This is a genomic window from Candidatus Methanoperedens sp. BLZ2, assembly GCF_002487355.1.
Classification (GTDB): Archaea; Halobacteriota; Methanosarcinia; order Methanosarcinales; family Methanoperedenaceae; genus Methanoperedens.
In genome coordinates this window covers 1-19807 of record NZ_NTMG01000085.1, presented here as the reverse complement: position 1 = coordinate 19807, position 19807 = coordinate 1, and the positions used below count along the sequence as shown (strand labels likewise).

At 42.4% G+C, this 19807-nt stretch carries 10 protein-coding genes and 1 pseudogene; 4 read left to right on the top strand and 7 right to left on the bottom strand.

Annotation, left to right across the window (positions count from 1 at the left end):
- Positions 1 to 32: 32 nt before the first annotated feature.
- From CL181_RS18705 to CL181_RS18690, 4 genes are all read right to left on the bottom strand, one after another.
- Entirely contained in the window at positions 33 to 2870 is a 2838-nt protein-coding gene (locus tag CL181_RS18705; protein ID WP_176505335.1) for an ammonia-forming cytochrome c nitrite reductase subunit c552, read from the bottom strand.
- Between the two features lie 89 nt (positions 2871 to 2959).
- Entirely contained in the window at positions 2960 to 8593 is a 5634-nt protein-coding gene (locus tag CL181_RS18700; RefSeq protein ID WP_176505334.1) for a PGF-pre-PGF domain-containing protein, read from the bottom strand.
- 421 nt (positions 8594 to 9014) lie between these two features.
- A complete protein-coding gene (locus CL181_RS18695; RefSeq protein ID WP_097300840.1) occupies positions 9015 to 9857 on the bottom strand; it encodes a pirin family protein in 843 nt (280 codons plus the stop codon).
- A 99-nt stretch (positions 9858 to 9956) separates the two neighbouring features.
- A complete protein-coding gene (locus CL181_RS18690) occupies positions 9957 to 13988 on the bottom strand; it encodes a S8 family serine peptidase (protein WP_097300839.1) in 4032 nt (1343 codons plus the stop codon).
- 344 nt (positions 13989 to 14332) lie between these two features.
- On the opposite strand from CL181_RS18690, the gene CL181_RS18685 reads away from it, so the two are divergent.
- From CL181_RS18685 to CL181_RS18670, 4 genes are all read left to right on the top strand, one after another.
- On the top strand, positions 14333 to 15184 hold the full coding sequence (locus CL181_RS18685; protein ID WP_097300838.1) for a glycosyltransferase family protein: 852 nt from the start codon (positions 14333 to 14335) through the stop codon (positions 15182 to 15184).
- A 47-nt stretch (positions 15185 to 15231) separates the two neighbouring features.
- Entirely contained in the window at positions 15232 to 16257 is a 1026-nt protein-coding gene (locus CL181_RS18680; protein ID WP_097300837.1) for an S-methyl-5-thioribose-1-phosphate isomerase, read from the top strand.
- 127 nt (positions 16258 to 16384) lie between these two features.
- Positions 16385 to 16750, top strand: a complete 366-nt coding sequence (locus CL181_RS18675; RefSeq protein WP_097300836.1) for a roadblock/LC7 domain-containing protein — start codon at positions 16385 to 16387, stop codon at positions 16748 to 16750.
- 41 nt (positions 16751 to 16791) lie between these two features.
- Positions 16792 to 17964 (top strand): redox-regulated ATPase YchF, encoded by a 1173-nt coding sequence (locus tag CL181_RS18670; RefSeq protein WP_097300835.1) that lies wholly within the window; start codon positions 16792 to 16794, stop codon positions 17962 to 17964.
- 456 nt (positions 17965 to 18420) lie between these two features.
- Here CL181_RS18670 and CL181_RS19905 read toward each other — a convergent pair whose 3' ends face one another.
- From CL181_RS19905 to CL181_RS18655, 3 genes and pseudogenes are all read right to left on the bottom strand, one after another.
- Positions 18421 to 18621, bottom strand: coding sequence for a hypothetical protein (locus CL181_RS19905; protein WP_141398973.1), 201 nt, complete (start codon positions 18619 to 18621; stop codon positions 18421 to 18423).
- A gap of 34 nt (positions 18622 to 18655) precedes the next feature.
- Complete coding sequence (locus CL181_RS18660; protein WP_097300833.1) at positions 18656 to 19078, bottom strand: transposase; 423 nt, start codon at positions 19076 to 19078, stop codon at positions 18656 to 18658.
- Positions 19079 to 19318: 240 nt separating this feature from the next.
- Positions 19319 to 19591 (bottom strand): annotated as a pseudogene (locus tag CL181_RS18655) (formylmethanofuran dehydrogenase subunit B); the annotation flags it as partial.
- Positions 19592 to 19807: the final 216 nt, after the last annotated feature.

Below are 19807 nucleotides of genomic sequence, written 5' to 3'. Positions count from 1 at the left end.
TCTGTCACTCCAAAATAATAAAAAGTGTGGACTTATACAGTCCACACGCAGTCTCTTATTGCATATATCCAGTACCCTTCTCCCGCAACGATCTGTGTCAGATCGTTAAGAGATGAGGGCATGGCAGGGTCATACAATTCCCATGGATCTGCCGGGTTGCTGGTGTTATAACCCCAGACTACGGTTATATTGCTCGCCACCGATGACATTACCGAGACCGGCGATGTAACCGCTGATGCATTCTGGAGAGCCTTCAGGTTCCATCCTGCGGTCAGGTTGACCGTGGATACTAATGCCTGCCCGAGAGAGGCATTTGAAGCATCCGCATAAGCTACAGCTTCATCAAGCAGTGTAATCGCCTTATCGGGGTTATGTACACCCCAGCTGTCGTCTGATTCCACAAGCTTGAGATTCCAGTATGCCCTGGCGATCTTATCCGCGCTCAGGTTCTTCACGCCTGTATAGTTCTTATATTCTGCCAGTGCACCCCTAACTGTTGAGTTAGCGGAATTCCACTTCGCCTGGGTAGCGGCTTGTACAGTGTCAATCCTGTCTGGAATTGTAGAATATATTGTTCCGCCATGATTTAATCCGTCATGACAACCGTTGCATCTTGAAGTATTCTGAAGACCGGTTTCATTCACTCTGAAGGTATGTCCCGTTATCTTATCGGTATCGCTCGCTAATCCTGTGGCATTGGTCTTGTTGACATACATGTGGCAATCAATACATTCGAAGCCCTGACCTGATTCCTTCGGAGAGGTAAGGAAAAGATCCTTCGCTGGCCAGCCGTGCGGTGAAATTGGATAAACTGTGGCGCTGGTACTGGTAGCGTCTGTTCCGTTCCAGCCAGGCCCTGCCCTGTATATTCTGGGATTATCATTCGAATGGCAGTTACCGCACAGTTCTGTGGTATTTGCCATCAGTGTGTAGTTAGCTTTGTATCTTCCGCTTGCATAGCTTGCATCCCTGTTGTACCAGCTATACTTCAGACCTGATTCGTTTATCGAGTCGCCCATATCGTGTACATTATGACAAATCGCGCATGTTATACCCCTGAAATCAGATACGTTTCTAACTATATATGAAGGGTTCCATTCAAATGGTGAATGGCATTTCATGCATTCGCTATTATTGCGCTTGGGGGCGCCGCTGCTGCTAAAGCCAGTCTGGTTTGCAAAGTAGGAATCATTTTTGTAAAATTGGGTTTTGTTATGCCTGCTTGCAGCCCATTCGGTTTCCACAGGAACTATTGAAATATTGCTTAAATTCAAGTTCTCAGCGCTTGTCACATGGCAATTCGTACCCTTTGAACATGTGTACTGCGGATAGTTCGTTGCCTCCTGCGCATCAAAGGAATGATCCTTCTTTCCGCCTGCATTGGACATGTGGCAGTCAACGCATGTTGCAGTTTCGTTAGCGTTAGTTACATTATTCCTGCCATGGCTAAGGTTTAAGCCAGGTATATGTTCCAATCCATGCCTGTAGTGACACTGTGAGCACAGGACTTCAGATTCAGGACGGCCTGTCAGATCAATGCCTGTAGTACCATAGCTGTCATCTATTACCTGGGTATTATAGATTTTTGACGTGCTTCCAAGGAATGGGTATAATACGGTGATAAGGCTCAGGTTATCAAATATATCATTTCCCGCCACCAATGAAGCATTGGTACCTGTGAACACGCTGGTATTGTTGAACTTGCTGACATTGCTCGCGGTTCCGTTAAAGAAGCTCAATTTCGCATCTTTCAGATTCGCCATTATGGTGGCATTGAAACTATTGTTCGCTAATATCTGCCCGTACTGGCTATCAGTCGTACTGTGGGGATTGTGGCATACTGAGCATGTTATATTTGTACCATCACCAGTTGACGCCGGAGCTCCTATATACCTGTTATACGGCGAATGGCACTGGGTACAGCTGGGGTTAGTGGATTCTTCAGCAGGGCCAAGTGCATGTTTGTTTGTCATTGCCGGTCCCTGTCTGGTATCGCCATAATGGCATCTTATACAATCCTCGCCCTTGGTGTAAACGGTCACATTATGGCCGTTGCCGCCAGGTCCATGACAGTTCTCGCATGTAATTCCTTCTTCTTCCCATGTTCCTATTATTCCGGATAAATTGCTCTCGTTACCGCCAGTCGCATTATAGCCTGTGGTGTGGCAGGTTCCACATGAGTATTGGGGTCTATTTTCCGGATCAGTTGTGTTATAAGGCGTAAATTCCCCTGTTAAAACGTTATATTTCCTGAATAAATATCCTGTGGCATTAAGGTATCTAAAAGAAGTTTTACCTACTATCATATATGAGACGTTCGTATTAGTCCAGTTCAACCCATCAAAGTCAGGAAGACTGAGGTTCATCGCCGCACCTGAAGTGTTCTTGGTCAACATGACGCGGTGCATCGTGTTCGTCCAGTTATCGTACTTCGCTTTGTGGCAGTCTTCGCATACCGAAGAATTCAGGTATGTTGGAGTGCCTGTTAGCAGAGTGAAATTGTTCCCATTGGCATTCACATGGCAGTTACCACATGCTGGCGCTGCAAACAATTTAGAAGCCAGCATGGTACTATTGAATCTATGAGTGCTGTTGTAAGATGAACCATTCGAGGTTAGCGGGAAAAATGTTGTAGCCAAATTTGTATGACATGTGGAACAACTACTAACATTTGTTGGCACCGCATTACCGTTAAATTTATGAATATCTTTAAAATTATTGCCCTGGCTTGTTAGTGTGGAGTCGATATTGAGATCTACATGACAATAGCTACAGTTTCCTGCTGTAAAGCCAGATTTAGCGCTTCCAGTTCCTGCCAGCGCCAGCAGTATTATCAAAATTCCTATACCTAATATAATTCCTTTTCTCATAATTTTAGCCTCCTTCATTTCATTTAATCTCCTTTTTAGTCAGCATGATTTCATGACAATAAAATAAGGGGCATAAAGCCCCCGAATTCTTACTCATTCTTCTTCACCACCAGGAAATAGTATGCTGCAGCCCCGATGATCACAAGGATTATCAATCCGATGATCCATGACGGGATACCTCCCGCATCTCCACCCGGCTTTGCTGTTGATCCGGGTGTGGGTGTTCCGGCTGGAGTGGATGTTACTGTGGCAGTTGGTTGTGCGCCGCCTGCCTTTGCAACTATTGCAAAGGGCGAGAAGGAATTTGTCCTGCCCTCAAAGTATGAGTAGGTATCATCCTTTGACACGAACTTTGTCTCAAGCTGTATCCAGTTGCTACCATCCCATTTCTCAAGAACCATAGCGCTGTTTTGAACGCGGTTCTCACTCATCCAGGAGTTTGCAACCCTGAATTTGATGAGAGCATCCTTGATGTTCTTTGATGTTGCAAAGCCCGTAGTTCCGACCCAGATATTGGCGTTCTTATACACAAGTCCCTCAGGCGGGAAGCTCACGAGGGTCGATGTATTCTTCAATACTTCTACAGATGCGGTGATAATCCCCAGAGTGGTATTGCCTGTTATATTGACATACATTATGGGGTTCTTTTTATCGGTGAACCTGTAGGATGTGAGAGCATCCTTTGATATCTGCAGATCATATTTCTCGATCACTTCGATATTTGATACGTTCTCAGCTGATTTGCCTCCTCCGCCACCTCCACCGCTACCGCTGTCGCCGCCGCCACCACAACTGCTACATGGTGTAGTGGTTGGGGTTGTTGTTCCAAGCAATGCGAATGTGCTGAAGTGGTTGGGTGCTGCTTCGAGATACCACCTGCCGCTTTCATTACCGCTTGCAGTTGTTGTCAAAGCTTCCCATGCTGGTGTTGCTGCTGTCGTATTGAAATAATATATCTTGACGCCTCCAGTATAATTTGCCGGATTGACATCCAGATATAATCTCAAGGTATGGTTCGTGACATTCGATGCATTTGTGTCATTGCTCCGGATGACCAGGTAGTTCCCGATCTTTCCTGAACCCAATCCGACACCATCCGGGCTTATTAAAGTTTCTGAGACGTTTATGTCCATACTCCTGCTGGCAGTGACATTCATACTGATGTTCCTGGAAACTCCCCGGGTGACATTTATGGCAGTAGATATATTTGCTGGAATAATTATATCTCCACTCTGCTCAATAACCAGCTGGGAAATACGGACAGCTTCGTAAACCGTCGTGAAATTTATTGTCTGGTAGGTTACCCAGCCGGTTGTAGTGGCCGAGATCATACCTTCATAGTCATAAGCTGCCTGTCCGATGATGGTCACGCCTCCCATGGTTATATTGTCAAGGCCTGCAACATTTGTTATCGAACTTTCACCGCTTACAGTCACATTGGTTAATGTCGAGTTGGCAACTGTTGCGCCTGTCAATGTAGAATTCGTGATCGATGCATTATCGCTTATAGTTGAACGGGTAAGGTTCGAACTATCTACAGTTGCATTTCCAATTGTAGAGTTGTCGATGTTTGAGTCAGCATAGGTACCTGTGATAACTGAGCCATCAGTGATTGTTGTACCCGGGCCTGTTATGGTTGAATTCGTTATCAACGTCGAGTTACCTGAGATGGTTGCATTGTCCCGTACAGTTGCATCTATCAATGTTGCATTTGCGACTGTTGCATTATCAACAGTCGTATTTTCCAGATATGCACCGCCTGTAACATTTGAATTGTTAACCGTACTGTTGATTGTGGTGTTAGCTACGCTTGAATTCCTCATGATCGCATTCAGTGTGATTCTTGCGGTCTTTGACTGTGTACCATTGCTGATGATTACTGTGACAGGCCAGCCTCCAAGGTTGCTGTTGTTCACTTCCACAATTACGTTTCCTGTGGATGTAATGGTATTAAGAAGCAGCGGAGATGGTGTTGTAGTGTTTGTCACTGTCGTTGTGTCATTTGCAGGTGAGGTTACTACAGTGAACGTTGCATTGTCACCTGTATTAACCACTGTCAGGTTGAAAGTGACTTTCTGTCCTGCATTTGCTGATCCCACTGTTCTGTTTGCGGTTACTGTGACTGTATTGGGGGACAGCAAAATAGCAGGCACTGGTGTGCTGGTATTTGCAGTAACAATCTTGCCTGTTGTAGTATTATTGCTCAAATATCCTGTTTTTGTAACATTTATCGAATATGTTGCAGGGAAAACCGGAGCTGAATATGACCCTAATGGATCGGTTGTCGTGGTTACCGACAGGCCAAGTGTGGCATTTGTGATGGTAACTGTAGCGCCGTCTATTCCAAGGCCCGTACTTGCTTTAAGAACGCTGCCGATTATGGTTCCATTGTACAGTCCCAGATCCAGCCTGGTATTATTTCCACTATTGACTACAGCTATGGTTCTTGATAGCACTGATATATTGTTCACATTGAAAGTTATGGTTTCTCCTGAAACCACACCCTCATCAGCGGGTGTATAGATATCGTCCCATGGCACTGCTACCTGGTATGTGCCATTAGAGGCGCTGGTCGTATTCGCAACTTCAGCACCGTTTGATCCGTGTACACTAATATAACCTGAGCTTAAAACGCCATTAATGGCGACATAACCCCAGTAAGAGGCTGCCACATCAGGTTGATCCAGAATCACAGACGTTGTGGTATTGACAGAAGCATTCGTAATAAGGTCTGATGAAGTCGCTGTCAAATTTATGTGGAATACTCCCTGCGTTGTATTTGTCACATTGAGAAGGAATATTCTTGAAGCTCCTGCTGCAAGGTCGTTGATTGAAGTAATATTTGTGGCATTCACTGAGGCCGTTGTATCCCCATCCAGTACCAGCGTATATGAGTCTACCATATTTCCTGTATTTGTCAGGTTAATGGTATAGGTCGCGTTTATTGCGGGCCTGGTTGAGGCTGCAGCTGACACCGGATCGATCGTGAGGATGACATTTCTTACGGGTGCCGCAGTAATGGTTGTGATTGTATTGATAGAACCTGCTCTGGTCGAATCGTTTAACGACCGTGCAGTAACATTGACATAAGCAGTTCCTTCTGCGGCATTTGTCACGCTCAGAAGTATTGTCCGGGTCTCCATTGATCCTAAAGTAATATTTTCGCTTACATTCAGGGCTGCTGTGGACGCATTGGTTGAATTTACGGTCAGGTTGTATGTATCTGTAGCAGAACCATTATTTTGCAGGAGAAGGGTGTATGTCTTATTTACTGTTGCATTGGTTGTCCCTGTTGCAATGCCTGAAACTGACAGGTTAACGCCGTATGTTGCAACCGTATAATTCAACGTAACAATTAATTCGTTACTTGTTGTAACGTTAATCGTTTTAATTCCTGTCGATCCCGGCAATGTGATGTTGCTGATATTGATATATTGGACCTCACTAATATTCGCCAGACCAGTGCTTGATGATACATTCACGAAGAGTGTACCATTGGTCTTTTCCCAATCCAACGGATCTGCTGAGCCATTGATGCTTATATTAACTATAGCTGCACTTGCATCAAAGCCGTCCGGGAATGTGATGTTGTACCATGAAGTAGTGTTTACGGTATCATTCATCGTGAAATTCATGGCTACATTTCTCCCTGCGATCCCTGTGCTGTTGGTAAGATTTGCAGTGAAATTTCCAGCAGTTCCTGAAACAGTAGGTCCTACTCCTGAGAAATGAGGGATGGTGAGCCAGACCATTCTCCTTGTTAGATCCAAATAACAGGGTGATGTTATATTGGTAGTGCACGGCATGCCTGTAGCGTTATTAAACCATGTTGTATTGAAAGCGCTATAATCTGACGGAATTTGAGATGTATCATTTACACTCATATTCCATGCTTCGTTCCAGCTATTATCATACAGTTTCCCGAGTTTAACTGAAACATTGTTTGGATTTACACTACCAAGAGGAATACCTATGAGAACTTCATCATATATCTCCGGTCCCATGCTTCCAAACCGCCATACCTGTTCTAATAATGTCCCGTTCTGGGATGTTTGATTTGCACTGGGATCAAACACTGCATCCGGCGGTCCTGATGCCAGCATATCCACATTCTTGTAATGCACTGTGATGTTATTGCTGACAAGCTTCATCCTCATGCTTATTTTGCCGCCGCCGATAACTACCTTGAACGGGTTAAAATCAGCCATGTTCTTTTCGCCGCCGGCGTCATTGAATAAATTGCAGCCCGGTGCCGGCTGTGGAACATCACACTGTGGATTGCTTTTCAGCATCTTTATCTTAATATCTGGTGGCGGTCCACTGCGATTTATTGCTCCGGGTTCAAATGATGTAAGATTAATAACTACAGGCTCAGTCGCCAATTGGGCTGATGTCTTTGAAGTCTTAAGAGGCGCAAAATCCTGTGTGAATATGTTTATTTTGTTTATATCCGCATTGATTACAGGGATGCTGAATGAACCATTGCTGGCTTGCGAAACATCTGTCATCCAGTTAAAAGTTGAGCCATTATAAGCAGAGTAATTAACCTTCACTTCAACATGTGCAAAACCGCTTATATTGTTCCCTGAAGATTCATTCTTCAACCGGAAGGATAACTTTTTGGTCGTTATATTGGTTGTACCCGGCGGCCCTCCCGGTCCTCCACTTGCGTTATTCAACTGAATGATTGTTGTGGTGCCCAGAAGTGTCTCCAGTGTAAAGTTAAAGTTAGGTACCGATGTATTCGAATAATCCAGGGATATATTCCTAAACGCTCCATAATAATTCTCACCCTGATTTGCAGTTGCAAACAACAATATGTTCGCCGTCATCTGTGCCCCTGGCAGTGTTATATTAAAAGTACCATTTGCCGGGTCATAAATATCACTCTGGCAATCCCCACCATCGCAATTCCATGCGCTCATGTTGTAAGGCATTGGATGATCCTGGAATATCATGCTTCCAGGTTCCATCAGGTAAGCTATTATATTCAGGTTTGTGAAGTTAGATGAGCCATTGGATAAATTTGCATAGCCAGTGACTCTTCTTAATAAGTTGGAAGTATTAAATGAAATATTTGCATAATTATCTGTATATGTTGTGAGGTTATTCAGGTCATAGCTAACAGGAAAACTCTGGTTCGGATATATCATGATAGAATAACTTCTGTTTGCAGGAACATAGACCAGGGCATTTGATATTTCGCTATTAAAGTTTGAAGCTATTGGATATCCAAGTCTTGTGTCCTTTATCTGATACCTGAAAGTTGTAACGGCACCAGTCACATTTACTGCCGAAATATTTATTGTGCCGCCGGGTCTCAGATAAAAATCGATCGGGGAGCCCATCGTAAGTTGTAATATTTGCGGATATGGAAACTCTGGTAATGACTGGCCGATGTAATCAATGGTATTATTTGTTGCATTAAAGTGCCTCAATACTATTTTATAAAAATATAATGGGTTATCCGTAACACCGCTGACATTAAAATACCCTGATGTATTACTCAAATTAGAGTGAGTTGTTTGTAATTGGGGACCCTGTGGACCAAATGAGTACACCTCTATACTTGCATTAGTACCGTTCAGACCGCCTTTTGTTTCATCATAAGCATATCCTTGAAAATTAAAAGCGCTCGCTGTCCCTGCTATAAACACTAAAAACAGCATTGTGGTCACAACAATTCTTAAAAAATCTAATATATTACCCTCAGTTCTTTTCATTAATACCATTTCCTCCGTAGTTTTAAATGACACCATAATTATAAATTTCATGGCCTGCCCACAAAATTTACATTTGGATTATCATTGTTATGATGATATATATAGTTTCTCAAGCAAGGTAAAAATTTTAGAATGTGACCAAATTTGAATTTTATTGGTGTTAAAGAAAAAATATGAAAACAAATGCGTTACGGGATTTGGCCGCAATTGCCTCCTCGAAGATTAAGCCATTAAGAGCCTATCCGAAAAATCAATCAATATTATATTTCCGAATGAACCACAGAGATCACAGAGAACACAGAGACATGTTTAAAAATCTCTGCGCTCTCTGTGTTCTTTGTGGTTTCAACTTTTCGGATAGGTTCTAAGTTAAGGCCTTAGTGAAACGAGCAACAAAGATATGATTAAGAAAAAAACGAACTTATTTGATAAACGTACCATTGCGGTATTCCTCAAAAGCTATATACAGTTCCTCCTGCGTATTCATAACAATAGGCCCGGCCCATGCTACAGGCTCGCCAAGAGGTTTGCCCGATACAAGTAGGAAACGCAGGCTCTTTTCGCCTGCTGTGATTTTCACATTATCCCCATCTTTGAAAATTACCAGATGTTCGATGCCTGTTGATTTTTTCTTATCAGCATCAAAAAATCCGCTTCCTTCGATCACATAAGCGAATGCCCTGTACCCCCTCTTGATACCATGCTCAAATTCCGAGCCAGGAGCCATCGTAATATCAAGATACTCAGGATCGACCACGATATCCTGTACCGGTCCTTTTGTGTTCCCGAATTCCCCACAAATGATCCTGATGCTAACGTTTTTATCTATCATGACTTCTGGTATCTGTGACTTTTTTACTTCCCTGTACCTTGGTTCCATCATTTTATGAGTGGATGGAAGATTCACCCATAACTGAAGACCCCACATATGCCCATTATGTCCTTCTGGCATTTCCTGGTGGATGATCCCTCTTCCGGCAGTCATCCATTGCACATCACCTGGCTGGATCACACCTTTATTTCCCATGCTGTCACCATGTTCCACCGCGCCTTCCAGCACATATGTCACTGTTTCAATACCCCTGTGCGGATGCCAGGGAAATCCGGCGATATAGTCAGCAGGGTTATCGGAATGGAAATCATCAAGAAGCAGGAAAGGATCCAATAAAGGCACTTCATTGAAACCGAATGACCTTTTCAGGTGTACTCCCGCGCCTTCCAGTGTTGGTTTGCCTTTTAATATGCTTTCAATCTTCCGGTTCATTTATTTTATTGTCACTCCTTTTCGATAGTTTATATTTGGCTCAGGAGCTTATCTTTTTTTCCCTATAACATCTTGCTTTTTTCCCACATTATGCAGGACTTAAATACTGATACTGAAGTTGCTTTTGCTGGAATTTGTATAAACTGGATTACTCGTGCTGCTAATCCTGATCTTATAGTCTGCTCCGCTTGCTTGAGTCGCTGGAATTGTCCAGGTTTGTGAACCGTCATTAAGAGTTCTCCACACAATCGTTCTGCTCAGGATGCCTGATTTCAGGAGTTCGATCTTCACATAACCTTTTGGATTCTCGGTTGAATTCCACTTTATTGTTTGAATCGTTCCCCTTGTCCAGTTCTCTCCCCCATTCGGAGAAACTACAGTGAAGGATGGGATAGGGATAGTAAAGTTGGTATCACTGGTGTCACTGTTAGAAGCGTTAATGGTACTTGTAATTTTCACTTTGTAGTCGGCTCCTGGCACCTGTGCAGCCGGGATCAGCCACGGATGTGAACCATCATTTAAGGTTGCCGATATGATCAATTGGTTCAGCTTACCGGGTTTCAGCAGTTCTATCTTCACGTAACTTTTCGGATTCTCGGTTGATGTCCAGTTTATAATATTAATAGCTCCCCTTGTCCAGTTCTCTCCTCCATTTGGAGAGACTACATTGAAAGATGGGACAGGGATAGTAAAGTTGGTATCACTGGTGTCATTGTTAGAAGCGTTAATGGTGCTTGTGATCTTTACTTTGTAATCACTTCCCGGCGCCTGCGCAGGAGGGATCAGCCATGGATGTGAACCATCGTTTAAGGTTGCTGCTATGATCAATTGGTTCCGCTTACCAGGTCTTAGGAGTTCTATTTTCACATAAGTTCCAGGACTCTCGGTTGAATTCCACCTTATTGTTTGAATCGTTCCCCTTGTCCAGGATTCTGAACCATTGGGAGAAATTACCTTGAATGACGGAACAGGGATGGTGAAATTGCTATCGCCGGTATCATTGTAAGCAGTATTGGCAGTGCTTGTGATCCTTACCTTATAATCACTTCCTTGCGCCTGTGCCGCTGGGATCAGCCATGGATGCGAGCCGTCATTCAGGGTTGCTGATATGATCAATTGGTTCAACTTACCAGGTTTCAGGAGTTCTATCTTTACATACGCCCCTGGACTTCCGGTTGAATTCCATTTAATAGTTTTCGTTGTGCCTCGAGTCCAGTTTTCTCCACCGTTTGGAGATACGACAGTGATTCCTGTAGCAGATTTGTATTTAAGCGGCAGGTAGTCCGCATTGGTAGTATTGAGCGAATATTTTAAATCACATAATCCATCAATATTACTATCCGAACAGGTCTGGCTGAAACCATTCCCTGATGGATTTGCCCAGAAGTTCCCTCCAAGATAAGGGCCTCCAATTATGTTCGTTTCTGAATTTTTAGTGACGTTCCAGGTGTTCTTTAAAATCGAGCCACTGAACAGAAAATTGTTAGTATTGTTGAAATAATTGTTGTAGATAGTGTTTCTGGTGGAAGAAAAGAGCTCTATTCCATAATTATTCAAAATAAAAGTGTTATTTGTCAGAGTATTGTCATCTGAAGAATAAATCGTGACACCTCTTTCAGAATAATCTTGTAGATTGTTGGTTGATAATTTGCTGTCCCTGATCGAGTTATTGGAAGAATTTCTAATGAAGATCCCCCACCCACTTTGCTTAACCGTTATATTTTGGAGTCGAGAGTTGTTGGTTCCCCAGAAATATACTCCTTTGTCCATATTGGACATTTCCAGGTCTTTGATAGTCACGTTATTGCATAAAATACAGTAGAATGTGCTTGCTTTTGTTGAAACACCATAGATTGTGTTTTTTGCATATTTTACATAATATACCGGTCTTCCGTCAGCGAGATTTGTTGTATAGATATTATTTCCTTCAAAATGAGATCTGAGATTGCCGCCCACTCCAAAGTTGAAGAGGTTGTTTTCCATGATGTTATTGGTGGCGGTTGTGTTAAAGGCGTAGACGAAGAATATTCCAGAATTACCATTAGTAACTTTGTTGCCGCTGATGGTATTATTTGTGGAAGTGTCATAGACTTTGATTCCAACTGAAGTGCTATTGGAGATGTTGTTGCTGGTTATGTTATTGTAGTTAGAGGAGTCGAGGAAAATCCCAAGACTGTTCGAGTTTGCATTATTGCCGCTGAGCGTGTTATTATTTGAAATGATCTTGATCCCTGCCTCCAGATAAGAGGCTCCCCCGGTCACTGTAAATCCTTCAAGAATAATTCCGTCCGCAGAAAGCTTGATCGCACTTCCACTACCCCTGGCATCCACAACAGGACTACCAAATCCACGGAGGATCAACTGCTTGGAAATATTTACATTCTCATAGTATGTCCCACTTCTCACGATAATTGTGTTTCCTGGATTTGCTGCATCGATAGCTGCCTGAATACTTGTGTAATCACAGCCAATAGGACAGACTGTGGTGTATGTTAGAGCGAAAGTGAGAGCTTTTTGAACATTCAAACGTCCTCCAGTCACAGTCTTTCCATACAAAGAGGGGAGAGGATCAACACTTTTCATTAAGATATTCTTGATTCCAAGATGAGTAAGTGATGGGTTGAATGCTTTTAATAGTGCAGCTGCTCCTGAAACATGAGGTGCGGCCATAGAAGTTCCGCTATATAAAGAATACGAATTACCTGGGACTGAACTGAGAATATCAACACCTGGCGCCCCGAGATCGACGGTCAGAACTCCATAATTCGAAAAATCGGCAAGATGATCATTTTTATCTGTTGCTGCTATTGATATGACATTCGGGACATCGTAGCCAGAAGGATAATTTGGATATTGGTCTGTGTCTTTTGCCCAATTTCCTGCAGCTGCCACAAAAAGAATTCCTGCCTCATCCGCAGCTCTGATAGCTGCTTCTAATGCTGATGAGTATTCTCCTCCTCCCCAGCTGTTGCTCATTATATCAGCGCCCATCATGGTTGCATAGTTAATTGCTTCAATTGCATCTGATGTGTAACCCCAACCATCGTCGCCTATAAATTTTACAGCCATAATGCTTACATCCCATGATACACCTGCCACACCTTTGCCATTGTTCCCGGCTCCTCCTATAGTCCCTGAGACATGTGTGCCATGAAAATATACATCCATGGGGTTATTATCGTCATATGCAAAGTCCCAGCCATAATAATCATCCACAAAACCGTTATTATCATCGTCTATTCCATTACCCTGAATTTCTCCAGGATTTGTCCACATATTGCCTGCAAGGTCTTCGTGAGTATAATCAACACCAGTGTCAATTACTGCAACAATTACTTCTTTAGATCCTGTGGAAATGTCCCATGCTTGCAGTGCATCTATATCTGCATCAGGTATGCCTCCGGTCTGGCCAGTATTATTCATCGCCCAGAGTTTATTAAAACGTGGATCGTTTGGAGTTTTGAGCGCTTTTACTATATAATTTGGCTCTGTATTCTCGAATTTATTAGATCTGGAGAGAGATTCTATAGTATTTTCAAGTCTTGACTCATCAACTCTAATTAGATGATATCCGATTTTAGGATAGTCCTTTATTAGCGTGATATTCTGCGACTTATAGAAATTCTCAAAATCTTTTTTTGGTAATTTCTTAGTATATTTAACGAGCAATTCTCCAGGCCTATGTTCCGATTTTAATGAAGTGATATCAAATCTATTTCTTGATGATTGGTTATTATTTCTTGAGAAAAGACCAGCTTGTGCCGGTTCATCCATAAAATTTTTGTAAATGTTGAGTTTGTTATTGTTCATCCTCACAATGAATTCATCGGTTCTATTGTCATTGATCGTTAAATTTACCTTTGTTTTTTCATCATTAAGTTTTAGGGAAAGAGAGTTTATTTCAGTGGAGACCAAAATAGTCTTACCACCATCGATTTTTTCAATTTTTGCGGTTTTCGCCCACCCTGCAGGACTATCAATATGACTTATATTCCGTAATATTGGATCATGTGAGGAATTAAGAGTTACAGGAGACTCCTGAGCTATAGAGGGATTTATAATAACTACCGCAAGAATACAAAATAAAAATATACTTCCAATTCTAATATTATTATTTCTCAGATAAGTCATACTATCTCTCCCCCGCCGCCAATGCAAACGCCGTTATTCCAACCGCGATTCGAAGGGTGTACCCTTTCAAAATGTGATTATCAAATATCATATTACCACCTATCCATTGAAAATGGCCCCCCAACATCTTTTAAATGAAGCAGCCAAAAGATTTTGATGCTATGATTCTATTTAAAACTATTGATTTAATTTTTTAATTGAAATAAAAATGAGCATCATGATAATCAGAGCAGGCGGATTGTACGCCTTCCGGAAAGCTCGCACCCTTAAATCATACCCGATAATCGGAAATAGCAACCGTGGTTGGTGATATTTATATACATCAAATCCGAATCTAAGAATATATGGTTCACAATATTTATTTTTCAATATGTGGGGAAGGTTATGGTCATTCAAGCAGGGATATGGCAATAGCTGCGAAACTTAAAAGCTCCGGGGCCAATGTTCTCATGGGGAGTTATGGTTATGCACTGGATCGCCTGAAAAAGAGTTTTGATTGCATTAAAATTGAAAAAGAATTCGAAATGACGGCAAAAGATGGAGCCTTTGACCTCAAAGCTACAATTTCACAAAGCACAAATTCAGTACTTCATTATTCAAGAATAATATCCCGGGAAAAAAAGATCATGGAGGATTTTTCTGCAACATGCATGGTTGCAGATGGCAGGGGCGCCTCAGTTTTTGCAGCCTTCAAACTCGGGTTGCCCTGCATTATAATATCCAACCAGACAAGCATTGAGTCTTTTTTCAAGGAAAGCAAATTCCTGTTGAACCTTATCGGGCTTATATTTGCCAAATTCAAAAGCGACAATATACCAAAAAACACAACCGTTGTGGGGTTCTGTGAAGATCCATCTCCGTATATAGCAGCAGCAGAGCTTGTTATTGCACAGGCAGGTCACAGCACCGCCATGGAAATCCTGACACTTGGAAAACCAGCCCTTATTATTCCGATAAAAGATCATGTCGAGCAGGAATATAATGCAAAAAGGATGAAAGAATTAGGGATGTGCGAAACCCTGGATTACGAATCCTTTAACGGCGAAATTCTCTATGAAAAGATAAAACTTCTTTTGAATGAAAATAGATTCAAGGAAAAAGCGAAGTTATTTTCTGACAATGCACGGGAAATGAAAGGATCGCAGAGAGCAGCAGATATTATTCTTGAGTTATCGAATCGGATACAGTCTTATTAGCACTTTAAAAGCAATTTATTTAAACACGAATGATAAATACGATTTCAATGAGAACAATAGACTGGAATAAAAATAACAACAATATTACGATGATAGACCAGACCCTTCTGCCTGCGGAATATAAAGTCATCGAATGCTCTACAATAGATACATTATGCGAAGCAATAAAATCCCTTCGCGTCCGCGGCGCGCCTGCACTCGGGGCTGCCGGAGGTTTTGGTGTTGCTCTTGCTGCATTTCGAAGCAATGCCAGCTCATTGGACAGATCAATAGATGACATCCAGGATGCCGCAAATACTATAATCGCCACAAGACCCACAGCAGTAAACCTTTCATGGGGAGTAAAACGCGTATTGGGGGCTTTAGAGGATGCAAAGAATATCAAAGAAGTAAGGATGTTCGCGCTTGATGAGGCAAAAGCAATAGCTGATGAGGATGTGGAAAAGAACATGCAGCTTGGGGAGCATGGCGCTACGCTCCTTGAAGATGGGGATACTGTCATGACACACTGCAACGCGGGAAGGCTTGCCTGTGTGGACTGGGGAACTGCCCTTGGAGTTATCCGTTCTGCCCGCGCCCAGGGAAAAGATATAAAAGTTATTTCCTGCGAGACACGACCTCTAAACCAGGGAAGCCGGATAACAACATGGGAATTAATGGAGGACAAAATTCCGGTAACGCTAATCACAGACAGCATGTCAGGTCATGTGATGAGAAAAGGAATGGTTGATAAAGTCATTGTGGGCGCAGACAGGATCACCCAGGATGCCGTGTTCAATAAGATCGGAACATATACACATTCGGTCATTGCAAAAGAGCACCAGGTGCCATTTTATGTTGCAGCGCCTGTTTCAACATTTGATTTTGAACGGTTTGAAGATGAAATCGAGATCGAATTAAGAAAACCTGAAGAACTGAAATATTTTGGGAATCACCAGATAGCTCCACTCGGGGTAAATGTTTATAATCCGGCCTTTGACGCAACTCCAATGGAGAATGTGACTGCTCTTATCACAGAAAATGGGGTTTTTTATCCTCCATTCCTCCTTAATGAGGTCAAGGTACATACCTGATTATTTTTGTGACATACCATGTCTCAAGAAATAGATTTTGAAAAACGGATATTTTTAGACATACCCGAAAGAATTATAATATCACACGTGCATGCTTTATTAGTGTAATATATGATAGGTGTAATATATGACAGAAAAAAAAATGTCGGATGTATATAATAAGGTTCTATTAGACCTGAAGAAAATGAATGGTGTGAAAATGATCGCATTAGCAGGTCGTGATGGTTATCTTATCGGTGAACATGCAACCGAAGGATCGGAAATGCTTACCCTGATGTCAGCAAACATGCTGCGTGCTGCTGAAACGGCCACTAATAAGCTTGAAAAAGTCAATCCCAATCGTGTGATAGTAGATTATAATGGCGGAAAGCTGATCACAACATCAGCAGGTTCAAAAGCGTTAATATCAGTTATGGCGACGAATAACGCAAATCTTGATCCCATCATAAAAGAAATTGAAAAGACAGCAGGAAAAATTAAGGAAATCCTTTAAATATACATAAAAGTTAAGTTCAAAAGATATGTATTAGCAGCATGTCCATTTCAATAGCTCTTGCCGGGAAACCAAACTCAGGAAAATCAACATTTTTTAAAGCTGCAACCCTTGCGAATGTTGAGATAGCGAACTATCCTTTTACCACTATCGATGCGAATCATGGCGTGGCATATGTGAGGACTGTATGCCCATGCAGGGAATTGAAACTTGATTGCGGTAATTGCAGGGAAGGTGCGAGGTTCGTGCCGGTTGAAATGATCGATGTGGCGGGTCTTGTGCCTGATGCCCATAAAGGACGGGGACTTGGCAATGAATTTCTTGATAATCTCAGGCAGGCAAAGGCCATAATCCATGTAATAGATGCATCCGGCGGCACTGATATCGAAGGTAATCCCGTTACAGTGGGTTCGCATGACCCGCTTGGAGATATAGAATTCCTTCCGCATGAGATAACCATGTGGATGGCAGGCATCCTGAAGCGCAACTGGGAGAGGCTTTCAAGAAAGGTAAATGCAGAAGGACTAAAGATCGAAGAGACTATCGCATCACAGCTTGAAGGCGCAGGAATAACAGAAGCACATGTCAGGACCATTCTTTCAAGGATGAGACTGCCGCGCGATAAGCCCCAGGTCTGGACAGAAGAGCAGATAATCGAGCTATCAGATATGCTCCGGGCTGAAAGTAAGCCATTTATAATTGCAGCCAATAAAATAGATATCGCTTCACAGGAAAATATCGAGCGCCTTTTGAAAAAGGGAGCTATCCCGGTAAGCGGAGCAACAGAAGTTGTGCTGCGCCTTGCAGATAAGAGCGGCGCCATAAAATACATTCCCGGAGATGCTGATTTTGTTGAATCACCAAACCTAACCAGCGCCCAGAAAGAAGCGTTATCAAAAATCCGGCTGCTTTTGAAGAAGAATGGCGGCACAGGTATCCAGAAATGCATCAATGAAACGGTTTTTAAGCTTCTTGAACTGATCGTTGTTTATCCGGTTGAAGATGAGAACAGGTTCACAGATAAGAAAGGAACAATACTTCCCGATGCATTCATTATGAAAAAAGGCAGTACGCCAAAAGACCTTGCCTTCATGATACATACGGACATCGGAAAGAGTTTCCTCCATGCAGTCGATGCGCGCACCAAGATGAGGCTTGGGGAGAAACACGAGCTGAAGAATGGGGATATTGTGAAGATAGTGTCTGTGAAATAGTTGAAACACGATTATACTAATCACGATTCAACTATTTATTATAGTTAAAAACCAAACAATTCAAATTATCTTTGCGATCTGATATGAAAAAAATTAACAGCCATGTTAATGCTCACCTTCTAACCTTGGCTGGGCAAATACCAATATGATGCCGCTAGCTAATATATTTTATCGTCTGTATACACATACCCACTGCAGCGAAGCTGCGGCGCTGAAGCTATTTTTGATGGAAAATAGCCTCTTTTTATAAGCGTGGTTAATTTAAATTCAAGTGGTTCTTTCTGCTATTTTCTTCATCCGTTTGATCTTTTTTCAGTCTTTATCTTATCACCATAGAGTGAAGGATTTCTGGAGGAAAGTACAGCATATATTATCTTCACAAGTTTTCGGGCAACTGCCACAACTGCTTTATTATCGCTTCTTCTTTTGGCGATTTTGCTATAGAATTCATTGATTTTAGAATTGCTTCTTACAGAAATGTGAGCACACTGCACAAGTATCCATCTGTATGAGAACAGCGCTATAATAATCAATCCCTGGAATTGACATGAGCAGTTTGACATCCTCACTATCCTTATTTGCTATCTGGCTGTTCATCAACTCGATCTGGGTATTCAGGGTTTTCAATGTCTCCAGATAGCTCTTGATAGCAGACATATCGACAGGTCTAAGCTCCAGAGTGTTGAGAAACTCAATTCCAGCTTTCTGATATAATTGAAGCTCTGAGCCTGACTGTTTCTCGCTCATCCCGCACATCGCGAGGAGGAAAATAAGAGCATACCAACATATCACCTCTTAACAATTTTGCAAGCATTTTTGCATCAAGTTTGTCGTTTTTTAGTTTGTTCGATGCTATAGCTTTTGTCTTGAGGGGATGGACTAGATGAAGATCAGATTCATTCTCTTCAAGTTTGTCCCAAAATACGATCCACATGTTCCCGGTGGATTCAACTGCAATATGCGTTTTTCTTCCACCTAACTTATCTTTGACTTTGTTTATTCCTTCTATATCGTTTCCAAACCGAAACTCATCGACTATCTTTCCTTTGATATCCTGGACACAAGCTACTCCATAGTCTCTATGGATATCGATCCCTACATATTTTTCCTCCATTGTATTGCCTCCTTTGTGGTGTATCGCAGCATACAGCCATTCGCACGTTCCTTTTGCATAACGACAGCTGCGCGGAAGTGGTCCAGTCAACGAATCGGCCGTTATTGGCCATGTTAATTCTCGGACCGTACCACGCCACCCAAAAAAGGATAGTAGAGAGGCATTAACATGTCGTCAACGAACTCGAGAACAACCTACAACTAAACCAGAGTTCGTTTCGAGTTCGTATCAGTTCGCTGTTTATCTCAAACGCTTTATCCTCTCAAATAACTGTTTCATCGTATCCTCATTACTCTGCGTGAACCCGAAAGGCGATTTCGTGAACGGCTGGAAATACACAGGCACATCATCCAGCCTGTAGAATGTACCGTCGCATTCCATGGCATCGATAACGCCGGGCAATACGACATCAGAAGCAAGCGTGGTCGGGCATGGAGCAATATCAAGGCATGCCATGGGTATCTCCTTCAAGTATTCGGCGCATGTAGCAGGGAAGTGAGAAACAAGGTCAGCAGACTAGGGATTTTATTTCCTGCATCCATTTTGAAAGGATTGCCATAATTTGAATGAATACAAATATCGGGTGCAGCCTGGTTCAAACCTGTCACTTTGTCCTCCGGGGTTCAGGGGTAGCGGATGCCCCGGAATTCATTCCGGGGAGGAAGCGTACCCCGCCTTTAGATAATACTTTCACACCGCTAACATCAAGAATATATCTGATAATGCTGA

Coding starts and splice junctions, on each gene's coding strand:
- CL181_RS18705 (WP_176505335.1), bottom strand. CDS start 2,870: ATGAGAAAAGGAATTATATTAGGTATAGGAATTTTGATAATACTGCTG.
- CL181_RS18700 (WP_176505334.1), bottom strand. CDS start 8,593: ATGAAAAGAACTGAGGGTAATATATTAGATTTTTTAAGAATTGTTGTG.
- CL181_RS18695 (WP_097300840.1), bottom strand. CDS start 9,857: ATGAACCGGAAGATTGAAAGCATATTAAAAGGCAAACCAACACTGGAA.
- CL181_RS18690 (WP_097300839.1), bottom strand. CDS start 13,988: ATGACTTATCTGAGAAATAATAATATTAGAATTGGAAGTATATTTTTA.
- CL181_RS18685 (WP_097300838.1), top strand. CDS start 14,333: ATGGTTCACAATATTTATTTTTCAATATGTGGGGAAGGTTATGGTCAT.
- CL181_RS18680 (WP_097300837.1), top strand. CDS start 15,232: ATGAGAACAATAGACTGGAATAAAAATAACAACAATATTACGATGATA.
- CL181_RS18675 (WP_097300836.1), top strand. CDS start 16,385: ATGACAGAAAAAAAAATGTCGGATGTATATAATAAGGTTCTATTAGAC.
- CL181_RS18670 (WP_097300835.1), top strand. CDS start 16,792: ATGTCCATTTCAATAGCTCTTGCCGGGAAACCAAACTCAGGAAAATCA.
- CL181_RS19905 (WP_141398973.1), bottom strand. CDS start 18,621: ATGTCTGCTATCAAGAGCTATCTGGAGACATTGAAAACCCTGAATACC.
- CL181_RS18660 (WP_097300833.1), bottom strand. CDS start 19,078: ATGGAGGAAAAATATGTAGGGATCGATATCCATAGAGACTATGGAGTA.